The 17,934-nt window shown below is 71.2% G+C and carries 16 protein-coding genes and 1 pseudogene; 12 read left to right on the top strand and 5 right to left on the bottom strand.

The genetic code is table 11. The annotated features are described in order from the left end of the window. The 3 genes and pseudogenes from AB0M83_RS29790 to AB0M83_RS29780 all read left to right on the top strand — a co-directional run. A pseudogene (locus AB0M83_RS29790) lies at positions 1-344 on the top strand (DNA polymerase Y family protein); the annotation flags it as partial. Between the two features lie 135 nt (positions 345-479). Beyond that, positions 480-3,788, top strand: coding sequence for an error-prone DNA polymerase (locus AB0M83_RS29785; RefSeq protein ID WP_364521715.1), 3,309 nt, complete (start codon positions 480-482; stop codon positions 3,786-3,788). Positions 3,789-3,868: 80 nt separating this feature from the next. Continuing rightward, positions 3,869-5,845 (top strand): cellulose binding domain-containing protein, encoded by a 1,977-nt coding sequence (locus tag AB0M83_RS29780; protein ID WP_364521713.1) that lies wholly within the window; start codon positions 3,869-3,871, stop codon positions 5,843-5,845. Between the two features lie 41 nt (positions 5,846-5,886). On the opposite strand, the gene AB0M83_RS29775 is transcribed toward AB0M83_RS29780, so the two are convergent. Beyond that, a complete protein-coding gene (locus AB0M83_RS29775) occupies positions 5,887-6,957 on the bottom strand; it encodes a hypothetical protein (RefSeq protein ID WP_364521711.1) in 1,071 nt (356 codons plus the stop codon). A 101-nt stretch (positions 6,958-7,058) separates the two neighbouring features. Next, positions 7,059-7,475: a MarR family transcriptional regulator gene (locus AB0M83_RS29770; protein ID WP_364521710.1), complete on the bottom strand. Its 417-nt coding sequence runs from the start codon at positions 7,473-7,475 to the stop codon at positions 7,059-7,061. Between the two features lie 53 nt (positions 7,476-7,528). Between AB0M83_RS29770 and AB0M83_RS29765 the strand changes: the two genes are divergently transcribed. Continuing rightward, on the top strand, positions 7,529-7,933 hold the full coding sequence (locus AB0M83_RS29765) for a hypothetical protein (protein WP_364521709.1): 405 nt from the start codon (positions 7,529-7,531) through the stop codon (positions 7,931-7,933). After that, complete coding sequence (locus AB0M83_RS29760) at positions 7,930-8,613, top strand: class I SAM-dependent methyltransferase (protein WP_364521708.1); 684 nt, start codon at positions 7,930-7,932, stop codon at positions 8,611-8,613. The genes AB0M83_RS29765 and AB0M83_RS29760 overlap by 4 nt, the downstream gene beginning before the upstream one ends. Before the next feature lie 68 nt (positions 8,614-8,681). On the opposite strand, the gene AB0M83_RS29755 is transcribed toward AB0M83_RS29760, so the two are convergent. Both AB0M83_RS29755 and AB0M83_RS29750 read right to left on the bottom strand, forming a co-directional pair. After that, the gene (locus AB0M83_RS29755) at positions 8,682-9,539 is read right to left on the bottom strand and encodes an LLM class flavin-dependent oxidoreductase (RefSeq protein ID WP_364521707.1); all 858 of its coding nucleotides are present in this window, start codon (positions 9,537-9,539) and stop codon (positions 8,682-8,684) included. Continuing rightward, positions 9,539-10,558: an aldo/keto reductase gene (locus tag AB0M83_RS29750; protein ID WP_364521706.1), complete on the bottom strand. Its 1,020-nt coding sequence runs from the start codon at positions 10,556-10,558 to the stop codon at positions 9,539-9,541. The genes AB0M83_RS29755 and AB0M83_RS29750 overlap by 1 nt, the downstream gene beginning before the upstream one ends. 93 nt (positions 10,559-10,651) lie before the next feature. On the opposite strand from AB0M83_RS29750, the gene AB0M83_RS29745 reads away from it, so the two are divergent. From AB0M83_RS29745 to AB0M83_RS29715, 7 genes are all read left to right on the top strand, one after another. Then, the gene (locus AB0M83_RS29745; RefSeq protein WP_364521705.1) at positions 10,652-11,191 is read left to right on the top strand and encodes a TetR/AcrR family transcriptional regulator; all 540 of its coding nucleotides are present in this window, start codon (positions 10,652-10,654) and stop codon (positions 11,189-11,191) included. After that, positions 11,188-12,294 (top strand): cytochrome P450, encoded by a 1,107-nt coding sequence (locus tag AB0M83_RS29740; RefSeq protein WP_364521704.1) that lies wholly within the window; start codon positions 11,188-11,190, stop codon positions 12,292-12,294. Before AB0M83_RS29745 ends, AB0M83_RS29740 begins: the two co-directional genes overlap by 4 nt. 4 nt (positions 12,295-12,298) lie before the next feature. Next, the gene (locus tag AB0M83_RS29735; RefSeq protein ID WP_364521703.1) at positions 12,299-12,730 is read left to right on the top strand and encodes a pyridoxamine 5'-phosphate oxidase family protein; all 432 of its coding nucleotides are present in this window, start codon (positions 12,299-12,301) and stop codon (positions 12,728-12,730) included. A gap of 176 nt (positions 12,731-12,906) precedes the next feature. After that, a complete protein-coding gene (locus tag AB0M83_RS29730) occupies positions 12,907-14,106 on the top strand; it encodes a cytochrome P450 (protein ID WP_364521702.1) in 1,200 nt (399 codons plus the stop codon). Positions 14,107-14,110: 4 nt separating this feature from the next. Continuing rightward, positions 14,111-14,776, top strand: coding sequence for a TetR family transcriptional regulator (locus AB0M83_RS29725; RefSeq protein WP_364521701.1), 666 nt, complete (start codon positions 14,111-14,113; stop codon positions 14,774-14,776). Next, entirely contained in the window at positions 14,773-14,973 is a 201-nt protein-coding gene (locus AB0M83_RS29720; RefSeq protein ID WP_364521700.1) for a ferredoxin, read from the top strand. The genes AB0M83_RS29725 and AB0M83_RS29720 overlap by 4 nt, the downstream gene beginning before the upstream one ends. Continuing rightward, a complete protein-coding gene (locus AB0M83_RS29715; protein WP_364521699.1) occupies positions 14,970-16,145 on the top strand; it encodes an FAD-dependent oxidoreductase in 1,176 nt (391 codons plus the stop codon). The genes AB0M83_RS29720 and AB0M83_RS29715 overlap by 4 nt, the downstream gene beginning before the upstream one ends. Here AB0M83_RS29715 and glmS read toward each other — a convergent pair. After that, positions 16,094-17,917 carry a glutamine--fructose-6-phosphate transaminase (isomerizing) gene (gene glmS, locus AB0M83_RS29710; protein WP_364521698.1) on the bottom strand — a complete coding sequence of 608 codons (1,824 nt, stop codon included), beginning with the start codon at positions 17,915-17,917 and terminating at the stop codon, positions 16,094-16,096. The genes AB0M83_RS29715 and glmS overlap by 52 nt on opposite strands. Between the last annotated feature and the right edge of the window lie 17 nt (positions 17,918-17,934).

Genomic DNA, 17,934 nt, shown 5'->3' with positions numbered 1-17,934 from the left:
GGCCGTGGCCGGGCCGCCTGCCCGCGCCGTCGCCGGCCCGGGTGCCGCCCCGGCCGCCGGCGGCCCGGGTGCTCGACGCGGTGGGCGACGCGGTCCGCTGCACCGGCCGCGGCGAGCTCAGCTACCCCCCGGCCACGGTCACCGTCGGCGACGGCCCGCCCCGCCGGGTCCTCGGTTCGGCGGGGCCGTGGGTGGTGCACCCGACATTGCCGGCCAAGCGCGGCGCGCGGCCGACGGCCCGGCTGCAGGTGGTCCTGGAAGGCGAGGACGACGACCTCGCGCTGCTGCTCGAAGTGGCGGTCGGCAATGATCCACAGTGGACAGTCGAAGGAATTTACGACTAGTCCGTTGTGATCGATGCGACTCCCGAGTTGACACCAGGCGCTCCCCGGCTCAGGATCGATCCACAGTAGTCGTACGTGTGTTCGAACGGTAGTCGCTGGCTTCCCCACAGCGAACTCCTTGTGGGGAGCGGAATCTTGGCGTTCAACAATCCGCGGGTGCCGTGGTCCGAAGTGGAGCGGATCGCCTCCGGGCGGCCGCCCGTGCCGGGTGACGGCAACGACGCCCCGGCGTGGTCGCGCAAACGCGAAGGGTACGCCGGCGCTCCGGAAGACCTCCGGGTCCGCCGGCGCCGGGACGACGCCGGCGACCGGATCCGCGCCCCCTACGCCGAGCTGCACGTCCACTCCAACTTCAGCTTCCTCGACGGCGCCAGCCACCCCGAAACGCTCGTCGAGGAGGCCGCGCGGCTCGAGCTCGACGCCCTCGTCCTCACCGACCACGACGGCGTGTACGGCGCCGTCCGGTTCAACGACGCCGCCCGGGAGCTCGGCGTGCGGGTCGGGTTCGGGGCCGAACTGTCGCTCGACCTGCCCGCGCCGCAGGCCGGTGAACCGGACCCGAAAGGGTCGCACCTGCTCGTGCTCGCCCGGCAGCAGGAGGGCTACCGCCGGCTGTGCAAGGTCATCTCCCACGCGCAGATCGCGGGCGGGGAGAAGGGCCGGCCCGTCTACGACCTCGAGGAGCTGGTCGACGAGCTGGCCGGGCATGTCGTCGTGCTCACCGGGTGCCGCAAGGGGCCTGTCCGCCGGGCGCTCGCCGCGCACGGGCCCGCCGCCGCGCGGGCCGAGCTGGGCCGGCTCGTGGACTGGTTCGGGTCCCGGCACGTCGCCGTCGAGCTGATCGACCACCGGCTGCCCCTCGACGACGCCGCCAACGACCACCTCGCCGAGCTGGCGAGGGAGCTGAGGCTGCCGACCGTCGTCTCGAACAACGCGCACTACGCCCGGCCGGAGGACGCCGTCGTGGCCGACATGGTCGCCGCCGTCCGGGCGCGGCGGTCGGCCGAAGAGCTCGAAGGCTGGCGGCCGCCGTCGGGGCAGGCGTTCCTGCGGTCCGGGATGGAGCAGCGCCGCCGCTTCGAGCGCCGCTACCCGGGCGCCGTCGGACGCGCCGCCGTCCTCGGCGTCGAGGTCGCGTTCGACCTGAAGCTCGTCGCCCCCGACCTCCCGCCGTTCCCGGTGCCGGCCGGCCACGACGAAATGTCGTTCCTGAGCGAGCTGACCTGGCGTGGCGCGGCGAAGCGCTACGGATCACGGGAGGAGAACCCGAAGGCCTACGCCCAGCTCGACCACGAGCTCGCGGTCATCGGGGCCCTCGGTTTCCCCGGCTACTTCCTGGTGGTGTGGGACATCGTCCGGTTCTGCAAGGAAGCCGACATCCTCTGCCAGGGCCGCGGTTCGGCGGCGAACTCCGCCGTCTGCTACGCCCTGGAGATCTGCCACGCGGACCCGGTGAAGTGGAACCTGCTGTTCGAGCGGTTCCTCGCCCCGGAACGCGACGGCCCGCCGGACATCGACATCGACATCGAGTCCGGCCGCCGCGAAGAAGCCATCCAGTACGTCTACGAGAAACACGGCCGGTTCCACGCCGCGCAGGTCGCCAACGTCATCACCTACCGGGCGCCGTCGGCGATCCGCGACGCCGCGAAAGCCCTCGGCCACAGCCCCGGGCAGCAGGACGCCTACAGCAAGCTCGTCGATCGCTGGGGTGGCACCAAGCAGCAGACGGCCGGCGAGATCCCCGCCGACGTCCTCGACCTGGCCGCCCGGATCGAGGACTTCCCGCGCCACCTCGGCATCCACTCCGGCGGCATGGTGATCTCGAAGCAGCCGGTGTCCGAAGTGGTCCCGGTCGAATGGGCCACGATGGCCAACCGGTCGATCCTGCAGTGGGACAAGGACGACTGCGCCACCGTCGGCCTGGTCAAGTTCGACCTGCTCGGCCTCGGCATGCTGTCCGCGCTGCACTACACGATCGACCTCGTCGCCGAACACCACGGGTCCACTGTGGACCTGGGAAAGCTCGACCTCGCCGACCCGAACGTCTACGACATGCTCTGCGAAGCCGACGCCGTCGGAGTGTTCCAAGTGGAGTCGCGCGCGCAGCTGGCGACGCTGCCGCGGTTGCGCCCGCGGGAGTTCTACGACCTCGTCGTCGAAGTCGCGCTGATCCGGCCCGGCCCGATCCAGGGCGGCTCGGTGCACCCGTACATCCGGCGCCGCCGCGGGGACGAGAAGTGGCAGCACGCGCACCCGCTGCTGGCGGCCAGCCTGGACCGGACGCTCGGCGTGCCGCTGTTCCAGGAGCAGGTGATGCAGATGGCCGTCGACGTCGCGAGCTTCACCCCGGCCGAGGCCGACCAGCTCCGCCGGGCCATGGGCGCCAAGCGGTCCAGCGCGAAGATGAAAGCGCTGATGGCGCGGTTCTTCGCCGGCTGCGAAGCCAACGGCCTCGACCGCGAGCTGGCGACGCGCATCTTCGAGCAGATCCACGCCTTTTCCGGCTACGGGTTCCCCGAAGCGCACTCGATGTCCTTCGCGCTGCTCGTCTACGCGTCGGCGTGGCTCAAGCGCTACTACCCGGCCGCGTTCTGCGCCGGGCTGCTGCGCGCGCAGCCGATGGGCTTCTACAGCCCGCAGTCCCTGGTCGCCGACGCCCGCCGCCACGGCGTCCGCGTCCGCGAACCCGACCTCAACGCCAGCCTCGCGCACGCCACCCTCGAACCCGACGCCGGCAGCACCGGCGGCGTCGCGCTGCGCCTGGGCCTCGCCGGGGTCCGGCACCTCGGCGACGACACGGCCGCGATGATCGTCGCCGAGCGCGACGCGAACGGCCCGTACGCGGGGGCCGGCGATCTGACCCGCCGGGTCCGGCTGAAGAAGAACGCCGTCGAAGCCCTGGCCACCGCGGGCGCGTTCGGCGGCGACCGCCGCCAGGACCTCTGGGCCGCCGGTGCCGCGGCGGCCACCCGGCCCGGGCACCTGCCGGGCCTGGCCCCGGGCCTCGACGCACCCGCGCTGCCGGGCATGACGCGGCTGGAGGTCACCGCCGCGGACCTGTGGGCCACCGGCGTCTCCCCGGACAGCCACCCCGTCGAGTACCTGCGCGAGCTGCTCACCGCGCGTGGCGCGCTCAGCGTCGCCGAGCTCATGCGGGCCGAGGACGGGACACGCGTGTGGGTCGGCGGCGCGGTGACGCACCGGCAGCGCCCGGCCACCGCCGGCGGGATCACGTTCCTCAACCTCGAGGACGAGACGGGCATGGCCAACGTCCTCGTCTCGCCCGGCCTGTGGCAGCGGCAGCGCCTGGTCGCCCGCACCAGCGCCGCGCTGTTGGTGCGCGGGCGGGCGCAGGTCGGCGAGGGCGTCGTCACGCTCGTCGCCGACCGCCTCGAAAGACTCGAACTGCGGGTGAAACCGGGGCCGTCGCGGGACTTTCGTTGACTTCCGGGCCGCGCACTGGTTCTCTCTCTGAGAGCGCTCTCAGCCATCCGTTCGTGCCCGACGAGAGGATGGACTCTTCGATGACAGCTCGACGTCTGCGCTGGGCCGCGTGGCCGGTGGCCGCCGTGCTCGCGGCGGCCGTGCCGGCGGCGGCCGCGGCGACCCCGCCCGAAGCGACCGTGACGGTCAACGCGCGAGCGGGGCTGGCCACCGTGCCGGACACCGCGGTCGGCGTCAACCACGCGGTGTGGGACAGCCAGCTCGGCACCGATGCCGTGGCCGACCTGTACGGCGCCGCCGGAGTCCGCACGATGCGGTACCCGGGCGGCTCCTACGGCGACATTTACCACTGGAAGGACAACACCGCGCCGGGCGGCTACGTGGCGCCGGGCACCGACTTCGACACGTTCATGGGCGGCGTTCGGCGCGCGGGCGCGCAGCCGATCGTCATCGCCAACTACGGCACCGGGACGCCGCAGGAGGCCGCCGACTGGGTGCGGTACGCGAACGTCACGAAGGGTTACGGCGTCAAGTACTGGGAGATCGGCAACGAGCTCTACGGCAACGGCCACTACGGCGCGAACTGGGAGGCCGACAACCACGAGGACAAGAGCCCCGCCGCCTACGCCGCGGGTGTCGTGGCCTACGCCGACGCGATGAAGGCCGTCGACCCGTCGGTGAAGATCGGCGCGGTGCTCACGACGCCCGCGAACTGGCCGGACGGCATCGTCGCGGAGGGCGACACCGGCACGTGGAACCAGACGGTGCTGTCGATCGCGGGCCCGCACATCGACTTCGCCATCCTGCACTGGTATCCGGGCGGGTCGACGGCCGCGGAAGCGCTGGCCAAGACCGAGCAGGTGAGCGACATGATCTACCTGGCGCGGGACCAGATCACGCGGTACGCGGGCCGGCCGCTCGGCATCGCCCTGACCGAAACGAACACGCCGGTCGGCATGAACACCCAGCCGGGCGCGCTGTTCGCGGCCGAGGCGTACGCGTCCCTGCTGGAGAACGGCGTGTTCACGGTCGACTGGTGGGACACGCACAACGGCGCGACCGCACTGTCCACAGTGGCCGGCTACCCGGACTACGGCGACTTCGGCCTGCTGTCCAGCGCGACCTGCCTCGACGGCGGGTGCGAGCCCGCGCTCAACACGCCGTTCGCGCCGTACTACGGGCTGAAGATGCTGAGCGCGTTCGCGCGTCCCGGTGACCAGTTCGTGCGGGCCGGCGCGGACGACCCGCTGCTCGACGTGCACGCGGTCCGCCGTCCGGACGGCGATCTCGCGGTGCTGCTGGTGAACAAGGACCCTGCGCAGGCCCGGTCGGTGAACCTGAACTACGCGTCGTCGTCCGTGTCCGACGTGTTCACGTTCACGAACGGCGCTTCGTCGATCACGCACGCGTCTTCGTGGGACGGGACGGTACCGCCGTACTCGCTGACGACGTTGGTGCTGCACGCCGCCGCTGCTCCGGCTCGGGTGAGCGCACCAGGCCAGCCGACCGCGACGACGACGGACACGACGGCGACGATCAGCTGGCCGCCGTCGGCGCCCGGCGTGAAGTACGAGGTGTACCGGCAGGCGGGCGTGGTCAGCGAGCAGTGGGGGGAGACGGCCGGGACGTCGTTGACCGTCGGGAACTTGGTCCCGGGAACGCGGTACACGGTGAACGTGCTGGCGCGGGACGCGGCGGGGAACGTTTCGTGGTCTTCACCGCCGTTGACGGTGGTGACGGGTGCGCCTGCCTCGAGTAGCTGCACGGTCAAGATGACCGACGTCAATGACTGGGCGAGTGGTTTCGTGGGCGGGATCCACGTGGTTTCCAGCGATCCGACGCCGGACTGGACGTTGACGTTCGACTGGCCGACCGCGCGGCAGCGGATCACGAGCGGCTGGAACGGGACGTGGACCCAGTCCGGGACGGCGGTGAAGGTGACGTCTTCGGGATCGTTGGCGGGCGGCGTCGATGTCGGGTTCGTCGCGGATTACGGCGGTCCGAACATCCTGCCGACGGCGTTCAGGCTGAACGGAACCCTCTGTTCGGTGAGCTGACGGCAAGCGGGTGGCAGGCGGAGCCTGCCACCCGCGGCTGGTCAGAGGCTCATGCCGGGACGACGGCCCGGTTCTTTTAGATCGAGGATCGGGTCGGGTCCGGCAGCGAGTTTGTACGTGCTGAGCAGGGCAGAGTTGAGAGCTGCGTATACCTGAAGCGAATCTCGGTGACCGGAACCTCGCCTTGCTGCGGCTTTGAGTTGCTCGTACAGAGCATCGATGGCGTGCGTAACCTTTGCGTTAGGCCCGTGCTGGGCAGCGGCCAGGGCGCGCGCCCTGAATGCGTGGGCCTGAGCCTGTTCGAGAAGGAGACCCTGTCCATGACCAAGGTCGGCTAACCTCCAGTCTTGAAGAGCCTCGGCCGCGGCGTGCAGGCGCACGGCGACGACGTTCTTCTCGGAGAGAGCGGCAAGGGACGGGGCGGAGAGGGCCGGTTCGCGCAGTCTGGCCGCCAGACAGGTGACTACCAGCGGTTTGATCCACCTGCCGATCTTTCCAATGTCGTCAGCGACACCGGGATGCCGCTCATCGAGCAGTCTGTTGGCGACGAGACCGAGGGGGATGATCAAGATGCGGGCTGTGGCGCCGACGTGTCGGGCAATGCTGTGCAGTGCGCTCGTGTGCCGGGGCATCGACAGCGGAGCAATTTGTCGACTGACCCGCATCCTAAAGGTGATGAGATGGCCTCTCGCCTCCCGTACGGCTGCACGACGATCTTTTGGCAATTTCAGCGCCGTGGTCAAGGCTGCGGCGGTATCTTCGACTAGTTCTTTCGCTGCAGGCGGAGGTGGATTCGTGTAACCCCAGGTCGTCAGAATATAGGGTAATGTCGACGAATCGAGGATCTTGGCGGCCTCGATTTCGTGACCTTCAGCGGGTGCATGGACCGTGGCATCGGCTATTCGTGCCCAGAGACCGTCATTCTCCGCGATCAAATAAATGGTACCGAGTAGCTCATCGAGTCTTTGTCGGAGTTTGTCCGCCGTTCTCTGGTCGGAGCGTCTTTCGTCCAGTTCCCGGATTGCGTTCGTCAGGCTTCTCTCGGTCTGAATCAGGGACCGGGAGATTTGTGCGTCGTCTGTGTACGGTACGTCGCCTCGATTGATGGTCACGGCGGTCTCCCTTAGTACTCCGGCGGGTTGAACCTCCCTGGAGTCGCCACGCTAAGCGTCAGCGTTGCACCGGACCGCCGAATGCGAACCGACAGTGACCGTCAGTCCGAGTTCGCCAGGTGCGTCAACGCCGACCGCAGTACCCGCCGCTCCTCCGGGCTCAGCCCCGCCAGCTTCCGCTCCTCCACCGCCCGGATCGCGTCCCGCACGGCCGCGTGCCGCCGGATTCCCGACGGGGTCAGGCGGACGATGCGCGCCCGGCGGTCCGACGGGTCGGGCGAGCGGGTCACCAATCCCTCCGCGACCAGGCCGTCCAGCAGCGCGATCAACCGGGTCTTGTCGTAGTGGATCTGCTGGGCCAGGGCCAGCTGGCTGGACGCCGAGCCGTGGGCCAGGGTCGCCAGCACCACGTACTGCCACATCGAAAGCCCGTGCTCCGCCAGTACCGGCCCCTCCGCCTCGGCCAGCGCGCGGCCCGCCCCGGCGCAGAGGGCCGCCAGGTCGTCGTCCTCCGTCACGCGGGGAATCTTACGCGTGGACAAATCATACGCAGGTGCGTATCGTTTCCGGCATGCCAGCAATCGAGACAGGACGCGCCGTAACCCGCACGATCACCCTCACCGCGACGCCCGAAAGCGTTGTCACCTACCTCGCCGACGCCCGCCACCTCCCCGACTGGGCACCGGGCTTCGCCGAGACGATCGAGCACGACCACGACGACGTCTGGCGGATCCCCGGCGAGGGCGGGCCGCGGCGAGTCCGCGTCAAGGTGGCGAAGGACCACGGCGTCGTCGACTTCGTCAGCGCCGACGCCCCGAACCTCGGCCTCTTCGCGCGCGTGGTGCCCAACCTGGCCGGCGCCGAGCTGATCTTCAGCCTCTTCTTCCCCGAGACAACCGAACCGGCGGCGGTCGACGCGCAGATGGCCGTCGTGGACCAGGAACTGAAGGCGGTGCGAGAGCGCGTCGAAGCGTGAACCGGGACGTCCGGTCGGTCGAGGACCTCCTGCGGATGCTCGACGGCCTCTTCGAGGACATCGAGTGGGACGGCTTCTACGCGGACCGTGACCGGCCCGTCCCGTTCTTCGCCGACCAGCCCGACGAGAACCTCGACGCCTGGCTCCGCGAAGGGCCGCTGCGGGGCGGTCGCGCGTTGGAGCTGGGTTGCGGGCCGGGGCGCAACGCCTTCCGGCTCAAGACAGCGGGCTACGAGGTGGACGCGGTCGACCGGTCGCCCGCCGCGATCGCCTGGGCGGCCGAACGCGGCACCGGCGTCCGCTTTCACCAAGCCGACATCTTCGCGATGGACCTGCCGCACGAGACCTACGACCTGATCTACGACTCGGGCTGCCTGCACCACCTCGCGCCGCATCGGCGGATCAGCTACCTGGCCCTGCTCGACCGCCATCTGAAACCGGGCGGCCACTTCGGGCTCGCGTGCTTCGCCGCCGGCACCGGCGATCCCGGTTCCGGCAGCGAAGTCCCGGACGCGCAGCTCTACCGCGACCGCAGTCTCCACGGCGGTCTCGCGTACACGCCGGACGAGCTGCGCCGGCTGTTCGGCGGCTACACCGAAGTCGAGCTGCGTCCGATGCGGACGGGCACCGGCCTGTTCGGGGTGCCCTTCCTGCACGTCGGGTTGTTCCGGAAGGACTGAGAAACCCGGCGGCAGCCGCAACTCCGTCACCTCACCGGAAGCGTCGATCACGACGTCCGGCCGGCAGCTCAGCGGATGAGCTCGTCGGCGACCCACCGCACGACGCCGTCCGGGTACGGGTTCGCCAAACCGAGGACGATGTGCCCGAAGCCGGCGCCGGCGGCTTCCTCGATCTTCTCGCGCGTGGCGGCGGGCTTGTCGTAGTCCACCGGCAGGAAGATCGAGCGCGTGATCTCCGCCGGGTCCCGGCCGATCTCGGCGCAGAAGCGGTCGAGCAGCCTGCTGCGGCCGGCGAGGTCGTCGATGTCGCCCCCGCCGGGGATGTTCCAGAGGTCGGCGTGCTCGGCGACCACGCGCAGCGTCGCGCTCGCCCGGCCGCCGATCATGATCGGCGGGTGCGGCCGCTGCACCGGCTTGGGGTTGCCGAAGGCGCCCTTCAGCGTGACGTGCTCGCCGTCGAAGTCGAACGGTTCGTTCTCCGTCCACAAGCGACGGATGACGGTGCAGGCCTCGGCGAGCGCGGCGACGGCGTCGTCCTGGCTGTGGTAGGGCAGGCCGTGCCCGTCGTATTCCCGGCGGGCCAGGGGATGGCTCGGGCGCGAGCCGGCGCCGATGCCGAAGTCGAGACGCCCGCCGGACACGATGTCCACTGTGGTCGCGATCTTCGCCAGCACCGCGGGCGGCCGGAAGCGGTTGCTGGTGACGAGCAGGCCGAGGCGCAGCCGCTCGGTCTGCGCGGCCAGTGCCGAAAGCAGCGTCCAGCCTTCGAAGATCGGGCCGTCCGGGTCGCCGCCGATCGGCATGAGGTGGTCGAACAGCCAGGCGTGCTCGATCTCCGGGATCTCGTCGGCCTCGCGCCAGACGCGCAGGATCTCGTCGTAGCCGACGTTCATGGGTGCGGTCAGGATGCCGAAACGGGGGGTCATCAACGCCTCCGGAGGGACGGGTCGAGCAGGGCGGGCGGGGTGTCGAACTTCTCGTGCGCGGCCAGGTCGACACCGGGTGCGACGATCGCGTCGATTTCGTCGAGCACGTCGGCGGGCAGCACGGTGTCGGCCGCTTCGAGCTGGGACTTCAGGTGGTCGAGCGTCCGCGGGCCGATGAGCGCGCTGGTCACGCCCGGGTGCGCGGTGACGAAGCCGAGCGACAGCTGGATCAGGGAAAGCGACGCCTGCTCGGCGACCTTGACGAGCTTTTCGACGGCGCCGAGCCGGGCCTGGTTGGCCGGGTCGGTGAGGTCGAAGCGCTGGGGCAGCACCTTCGACCGGCTGGTCGTGATCTCCTGCCCGGCGCGGACCGCGCCCGACAGCCAGCCCGACGCGAGCGGGCTCCAGGCCAGGACGCCGAGGCCGTACTCCTGCGTCACCGGGAGCACGTGGGCCTCGATGCCGCGTTGCAGGATCGAGTAGCTGGGCTGCTCGGTGACGTACCGGCTCAGGTGGTTTTCCCGCGCGGCCCACTGGGCCTGCACGATCCGGTGGGCCGGGAACGTCGACGAGCCGAAGTAGCGGATCTTGCCCGCGCGCTGGAGGTCGGTCAGTGCGGAAAGCGCTTCCTCGTGGCTCGTGGCCGGGTCCCAGCGGTGCATCTGGTACAGGTCGACGTGGTCGACGTCGAGCCGGCGCAGGCTGTCGTCCAGGGCCTTGAAGATCCAGCGGCGCGAGGTGCCGCGGTGGTTGCGCTCCTCGCCCATCGGCATGGCGGCCTTGGTCGCGAGCACGAGGTCGTCGCGGCGGTTCTTGATCGCCTGGCCGACCATCACCTCCGACTCGCCCTGGCCGTACATGTCGGCGGTGTCGATCAGGTTGATGCCGGCTTCGAGGGCGGCGTCGACGAGGGCGGTGGCCTCGTCCTGGGTGGTGCGCCCGATGGCGCCGAAGTTCATCGCGCCGAGCGCGAGGGTGCTGACCTGGACGCCGGTGCGCCCCAGAGTGCGGTACTGCATTTCGATGGCCTCCGTGACAAGATGGCAAACGGAACGTTGCTCCGCTAACGATACGGAGCAGTGTTCCGTTTCGCAACCCGGGAGGTGTGAATGGTGGGCAAACCCAAGCGCGCCGACGCGCAGCGCAACGAAAAGACGCTGCTCGACGCGGCGGCGGCGGTCTTCGTCGCGTCCGGCGTCGACGCGCCGGTCCGCGACATCGCGGCCAAGGCGGGCGTCGGCATGGGCACGATCTACCGCCACTTCCCGACGCGGGCGGACCTGATCGTCGCCGTCTACCGGCACCAGGTGGAGGAGTGCGCGGCGGCTGGTCCGGCGTTGCTCGCTTCGGCCGCTTCCCCGCACGCGGCGCTGACGGAGTGGATCGACCTGTTCGTCGGCTTCCTGGTGACCAAGCACGGCCTGGCCGGGGTCCTGCAGGGCGACGGCTTCGCCACGCTGCACGCGTACTTCCTGGACCGCCTGGTGCCGGTGTGTGCCCAGCTGCTCGAAGCCGCCGAGCTGACCGCGAAGGTGCGCCCGCTGGAGCTCATGCGCGGCGTGGGCAACCTGTGTATCGGCGCGGAGGACAACAACCCCGACTACGACGCGCGCCGCCTGGTCGGCCTCCTGATCGCGGGGCTGAAGGCGTGACGATCGAGCAGCTCACGACCGACCCGTACCCGCTGCTGGCCCGGCTCCGGGCGACCGAACCGGTGGCCTGGCTGCCCGAGTTGACCGGCTGGCTCGTCACGCGGCACGATCTCGCGCTGCGGGTCATGCGCGACGCGGCCACCTTCACCGTGGACGACCCCCGGTTCTCGACGGCCCGGGTCGTCGGCCCGTCGATGCTCTCGCTGGACGCGGCCGAGCACACCCGGCACCGGACGCCGTTCTCCCGGCACTTCCGGCCCCGGGAGATCGAGGACCGGTTCGCCGGGTTCGTCCGCGCCGAATGCGCCCGGCTGGTCGACGGGTTCGCCGCGGCCGGGCAGGCGGAACTGCGGCGTTCGCTGGCCGGCCCGCTGTCGGTCGCGGTGGTCGCTCACGCGCTCGGCCTGGATGACACCGACACGGCGCGGGTGCTGGCCTGGTACGACGCGATCGTGTCCACAGTGGACGACATCTCGGCGGGCCGGCCGGCGGGTACTCGTGGTGCGGAGGCGTTCGGCGAGCTGCGTGCGCACATCGAGGGTGCGGTCGGCCGGCCCTCACTGCTCACCGAGGCCGCCTCGGCGTTGGCGCTGCCGGAGGTGGTGTCGAACGCGGCGGTGCTGATGTTCGGCGGCATCGAGACCACCGAAGGCATGATCGCCACCCTGCTGCTGCACCTGCTGCGCGAGCCGGCCCGGCTGGACCGCGCGCTCATCCCGGCGGCCATCGAGGAGTCGCTGCGGCTGGAACCGGCGGCGGCGGTGGTCGACCGGTACGCGACCCGCGACGTCTCGCTCGCGGGCGCGTCGATCGCCCGGGGCGACCTGGTGACGGTCTCGCTGACGGCCGCCAACCGCGACCCCGCGGTGTTCCCGGACCCGGACGTCTTCGACGTGCACCGCCCGAACCTGCGCAAACAGCTGGCGTTCGCGCACGGCCCGCACTTCTGCCTCGGCGCCGACCTCGCCCGGCTGGAGGCGCGGATCGCCGTGGAGACCGTGTTCGACCGGTTGCCGGGCATCACGTTGGCGGAGCCGGCCGCGGCGACGGGGCTGGTGTTCCGCAAACCCGCGGCGGTGCACGCCCGATGGCTGCCATCATGAGCGCATGACGGCGTGGCGTGAGTTCGAGGCGGCGGAACCGGAGTTCGCCCGGCGCGTGCGGGAGTTGTTCGACGCGCACAAGCACAAGACGATGGCGACCCTGCGGGCCGACGGGTCCCCGCGGATCTCCGGCATCGAGACGAGGTTCGCCGACGGCGAGCTGACGTTCGGCTCGATGCCCCGGTCCCGCAAGGGCGCGGACCTGAAGAGGGACCCGCGGCTGGCGCTGCACAGCGCGACGGTGGACCCCGTCGAGGGCGCCGAGGCGGACTGGCCGGGGGAGGCGAAGATCGCCGGCCGGGCGGTCGAGGCGGGTGAGGGTTTCCGGGTGGACGTGACCGAGGTGGTGCACACCCACCTGAACCCGGAGGCGACGCTGATGGTCGTGGAGTGGTGGACCCCGGAGGGCGGCTTCCGCAAGGTCGAGCGCGAGTAAAGCGCCCCAATGCGGCCTTGGTTGCGTTGAACGCACCCAAGGGGCCCTTCGGTGCGTTGAGCGCACCGAAGGCCACATTGGGGCGCTGGAACCGAGAGTTAAGTCAAGCGCTTGACGTAATGGCGGTCCTTGGCCATGCTCGGTGCCAGGGGACATTCACCAACGAGGAGTCCGTCATGACGCCAAGCCACACCGAGCTGCCGCGCTTCCCGTTCGACGCCGACACCGCGCTCGAACCGCCGGCCGAGTGGGCCGAGCTGCGGGCGAAGTGCCCGGTCGCGCACGTGCGGCTGGCCAGCGGGGACGAGGCCGCCCTCGTCACCCGCTACGCCGACGTCAAGAGCGTGCTCTCCGATCCGCGGTGGACGCGGCCCACGCCCGCCGACAACGCCGCGCGCGTCGCCGACACCGAGTCCGGTGGAGTCTTCAACAGCGAGATGGCCACCGTCCTCCCGCAACACGGCGAAGCCCACCTCACCTGGCGCCGCACCATCGGCAAGTGGTTCACCGCCAAGCGGATGAACGCCCTGCGGCCCGGCATGGCCGCGATGGCCGAGCAGCTCATCGACGACCTCGTCGCCAAGGGTGCGCCCGGGGACCTCAAGGCCGGGCTCGCCTTCCCGCTGCCCGTCTGGGTCATCTGCGCCATGCTCGGCGTGCCGGACTCCGACCGCGACCGGTTCGCGCACTGGTCGGACGTCATGCTCAGCATGACCCGCTACACGCAGGCCGAGTTCGACGCCGCGCAGCAGGAGTTCGGCGGGTACATGGGCGGGCTCCTCGCCGCCAAGCGCGCCGAACCCGGCGAGGACATCCTCAGCGCGCTGCTGCCCGAGGGCTGGTCCGACGCCATGCTGACCGCCACCGGCATCGGCCTGCTGATCGCCGGCCACGAGACCACCGCCAACATGATCGCCAAGATGGTCGCGATGCTGCTCGCCGACCGGAGCCGGTGGGAGCGGCTGCTGGCCGACCCGGCGCTGGTGCGCACCGCCGTCGAGGAGTCGCTGCGCCTGGACGCCAACGCGGGCGTCGGGATGCTGCGCTACCTCTCCGACGACTTCGAGGTCGCCGGCACCGTCCTGCCCGGCGGGACCACCGCGATGTGCAGCATGGCCGCGGCCAACCGCGACGAGAGCGCGTTCGAGAACGCCGCCGAGATGGACCTGGGCCGCAGCCCGAACCCGCACCTGTCCTTCGGTGCCGGCGCGCACGCGTGCCTCGGGCAGCCGCTGGCCCGCACCGAACTGCAGGTCGTCCTGGAGGTCCTGCTGCGCAAGCTGCCCTCGCTCGAGCTCGCCGTCCCGGCGGACGAGCTGCGCCGGGTCGAGGGGCTCGCCGTCGGCGGACTGCGGGAACTGCCCGTCCGGTGGTGACGGCGTGCCGACGCACGAGGTCGCCGGCCGGGCGCACGCGACGCGGGAGGCGATCCTGACCGCGGCGGAGCGGCTCTACGCCGAGCACGGCGTGCTCGCCGTGTCGAACCGGCAGGTCAGCGAAGCCGCCGGGCAGGGCAACAACACCGCCGTCGGCTACCACTTCGGCACCCGCGCCGGCCTGGTCCGGGCCATCGCCCACCGGCACTCCGCGGCGGTCGAGGACCTGCGCGCGCGCAGGCTGGCCGGGCTCGGCGCCGGCGCGGACCTGCGCGACTGGGTCCGGTGCCTGGTCCACCCGTCCACCGAGTACCTGGCGACGGCGGGCCCGCCCACCTGGTTCGCCCGGTTCACCGCGCAGGTGATGACCGAGCCGTCGCTGCGGGCGGCCGTCGCCGCGGAGACGCTGTCGTCGCCGTCGCTGGCGCGGACCGTCGAGGGGCTGAGCCGGTGCCTGCCGGCACTGCCCGCCGACGTCCGCGCCGAACGCAACGCCATGACCCGCCAGCTGCTGATCCACACGATGGCCGAGCGTGAACGCGCGCTCGCCGAAGGCGGCGACACCCCGCGAGCCGGCTGGCGCGAAGCCGCCACCGGCCTGACCGACGCACTGGTCGGGCTGTGGCTCGCACCCGTGACCCACCCCCGCGAAGGAGAGGAACGAGCATGAAGGTCACCGTGGACGAAGGAAAGTGCTGCGGCGCCGGCACCTGCGTGATGCTCGCGCCGGACGTGTTCGACCAGCGCGACGACGACGGCATCGTCGTCCTGCTCGACGAAACCCCCGGCGGCCACCTGCACGCGACCGTCCGGGAGGCGGCGAGCGTCTGCCCGGGCGTCGCGATCTCGGTGAGCGAGGACGCGTGACGGTCCTCGTCGTCGGAGCCTCGGCCGCCGGGCTCGCCACAGTGGAGGCGTTGCGGCGCAAGGGTTATCAAGAGCGCGTGACCGTGCTGGGCGCCGAGACGCACCTGCCGTACGACCGGCCGCCACTGTCCAAACAGGTCCTCGCCGGGACCTGGACACCCGGGCAGGCCGGCCTGCGCACCCCCGACGCACTGTCCGCATTGGACGCCGAGTTCGTGCTCGGCGACCCGGCGGCGCGGCTGGACGCCCGCGCGCGGACCGTCCACACGGAGAGCGGGCGCACCCTGACCGCCGACGCCGTCGTGCTCGCCACCGGGCTGCGGCCGCGCACGCTGCCGGGCCAGGACGGTCTCGCGGGCGTCCACGTCCTGCGCACGCTCGACGACGCTTTGGCCCTGCGCGCGGAGCTGGCCCCGGACAAGCGCGTGGTGGTGGTCGGCGACGGTGTCCTCGGCGCGGAGATCGCGGCGACCGTGTGCGGTCTGGGCGTCCCCGTGACGCTGGCCGGGTCGCAACCCGCGCCGCTCGCGTACCAGTTCGGGCCGCTCGCCGCGGGCCTGCTCGCCGAACTGCACGCTGCCCGCGGTGTCCATTTGAGACTCGGTGCCGCGGTCACCGGACTGTCCGCACGGGACGGCCGCGTGGCCGGAGTCTGCCTGGAGACCGGCGAAGTGCTGTCCGCCGACGTCATCGTGGTGGCGTTCGGCGCCGCCCCGGCGACGGACTGGCTGGCGGGCAGCGGGGTGCTGTGCGACAACGGCGTCGTGTGCGACTCCCGGTGCCGGGCGGCGGCCGGGATCTACGCGGCGGGTGACGTCGCCCGCTGGCACCACGAAGGTCTCGACGTGCTGCTGCGCCTGGAGAACCGGACCAACGCGACCGAGCAGGCGGTCGCCGTCGCGGGGACCATCCTTGGCGAGGACCGCCCCTACACGCCGGTGCCGTACTTCTGGACGAACCAGTTCGACGCGCGGATTCACGTGTACGGCAGGCCCTCCGCAAACGCCGAAGTGTCCATTGTGGAGGGCTCGCCGTCCGCCGGCCGGTTCGTGGCCGAGTACCGCGAGGAGGGGCGCGTGACCGGGGTGCTCGGGTGGAACATGCCCAAGCAGGCCCGGGTTCACTCCACCGTGACCGACTTGGCGAGGTTGCGCGGCTTGTCGATGTCGTAGCCCAGGGTGAGTGCGGCGTGGTAGGCGAGCAGCTGCAACGGGATCGTCAGCAGGATCGGGTCGAGCTCCGGCTCGGTGCGGGGCACGACCATCCGCGGGACGTCGAGCTCGCCGAAGTCGACGGCGTCGTGCGTCACGGCGAGGACCGCCCCGCCGCGGGCCCGGATCTGCTGGATGGCGGCCAGGTTGCGGTCGGCCAGCTCGTCGGCGGGCACGATCGCGACCGTCGGGAGCGACTCGTCGATCAGCGCGAGCGGGCCGTGCTTCAGCTCGGACGTCTGGTACGCCTCGGCGTGGCGGTAGGAGATCTCCTTGAACTTCTGCGCGCCTTCCCGCGCCACCGGGAACCCGCGGACGCGGCCGATGAAGAACAGGCTGTTCGCGGCCGCCGCGGTCTTGGCGTGCTCGGCGATCTCCGCTTCCGCGGCCAGGACCGTCCGGATCTGGTCCGGCAGCGTGCGGATCGCGGCGATGATCCGCTGTCCGTCCGCATTGGACAGATCGCGCACGCGGCCGAGGGACAGCGCGATCAGCGCGAACCCGACGGCCATGTTGGTCAGCGCCTTGGTCGAGGCGACCGCGATCTCCGGGCCGGCGTGCAGGTAGACACCGCCGTCGCAAGCCCGGGCGATGGTCGAGCCGACGACGTTGACCAGGCCCACGACCCGGCCGCCCTTGCGCTTGATCTCCTCGACGGCGAAGGCGGTGTCGATCGTTTCGCCGGACTGGCTGACCGCGATGTAGAGCGTGTCGGCTTCGATGATCGGGTTGCGGTAGCGGAACTCGGACGCGGCTTCGGCGTCGGCCGGGATCCGGGCCAGTTCCTCGATCATCGTCGCGCCGACCTGCCCGGCGTAGTACGCGGAGCCGCAGCCGAGGATCTTCACGCGGCTGAACCCGCGCAGCTCGCGCGGTGTCAGGTTGAGGCCGTCGAGGCGGGCGACGCCGAACCGGTGGTCGAGGCGCCCGCGGATCATCCGCTCCACGGACTCGGGCTGCTCCTGGATCTCCTTGGCCATGTAGTGCGGGAAGCCGCCGAGGTCGAGGTCTTCGGCGGCGATGTCGATCTCGGTGGCCGGCTTGGTGGTGTCGCTCTCGTCGACGGTGAAGGTCCGGTAGCCGGTCGCGAAGACCGTCGCGAACTCGCCGTCGTCGAGGTGCGCGACCTGCGAGGTGTGCCGGACCAGGGCGGCGAGGTCGCTGGCGACGAACATCTCGCGCTCGCCGACGCCGATGATCAGCGGCGACCCGTTGCGCGCGATGACGAGGCGGTCCGGGTGCGCGGAGTCGGTGACGGCGATCGCGTACGTGCCGGTGATCCGCGAGACCGCCTCGACGACGGCGTCTTCGAGGGTGTCGGCGCTCGCGCGTGCGATCAGGTGGGCGAGGACCTCGGTGTCGGTCTCGGAGGTGAGCTTGACGCCGGCGTCGGCGAGCTGGGCGCGCAGCGTGTCGGCGTTGTCGATGATGCCGTTGTGGACGACGGAGATCCGGCCGTCTTCCGAGGTGTGCGGGTGGGCGTTCTCCTCCGACGCGGGCCCGTGCGTGGCCCACCGCGTGTGGCCGATGCCGACCTTCCCGGCGAGGCGCTTGGGCAGCGCGGCGGCGAGGTTGCGGACCCGGCCGACGACGCGGTGGACCTGCGCGGTGTCCTTGGGGCCGAGGACGGCGATGCCCGCGGAGTCGTAACCGCGGTATTCGAGCCGGGTCAGGCCCTCGAGGAGGATGGGGGCGGCGTTCTGGCCGCCGATGTAACCGACGATCCCGCACATGGCGAACCTCTTCTTCT

This window comes from Amycolatopsis sp. NPDC051106, assembly GCF_040682775.1.
In the GTDB taxonomy this organism is placed as follows: domain Bacteria; phylum Actinomycetota; class Actinomycetes; order Mycobacteriales; family Pseudonocardiaceae; genus Amycolatopsis.
The sequence above is the reverse complement of the archived record's forward strand: the minus strand, read 5'-3'. Positions and strand labels throughout refer to the sequence as shown.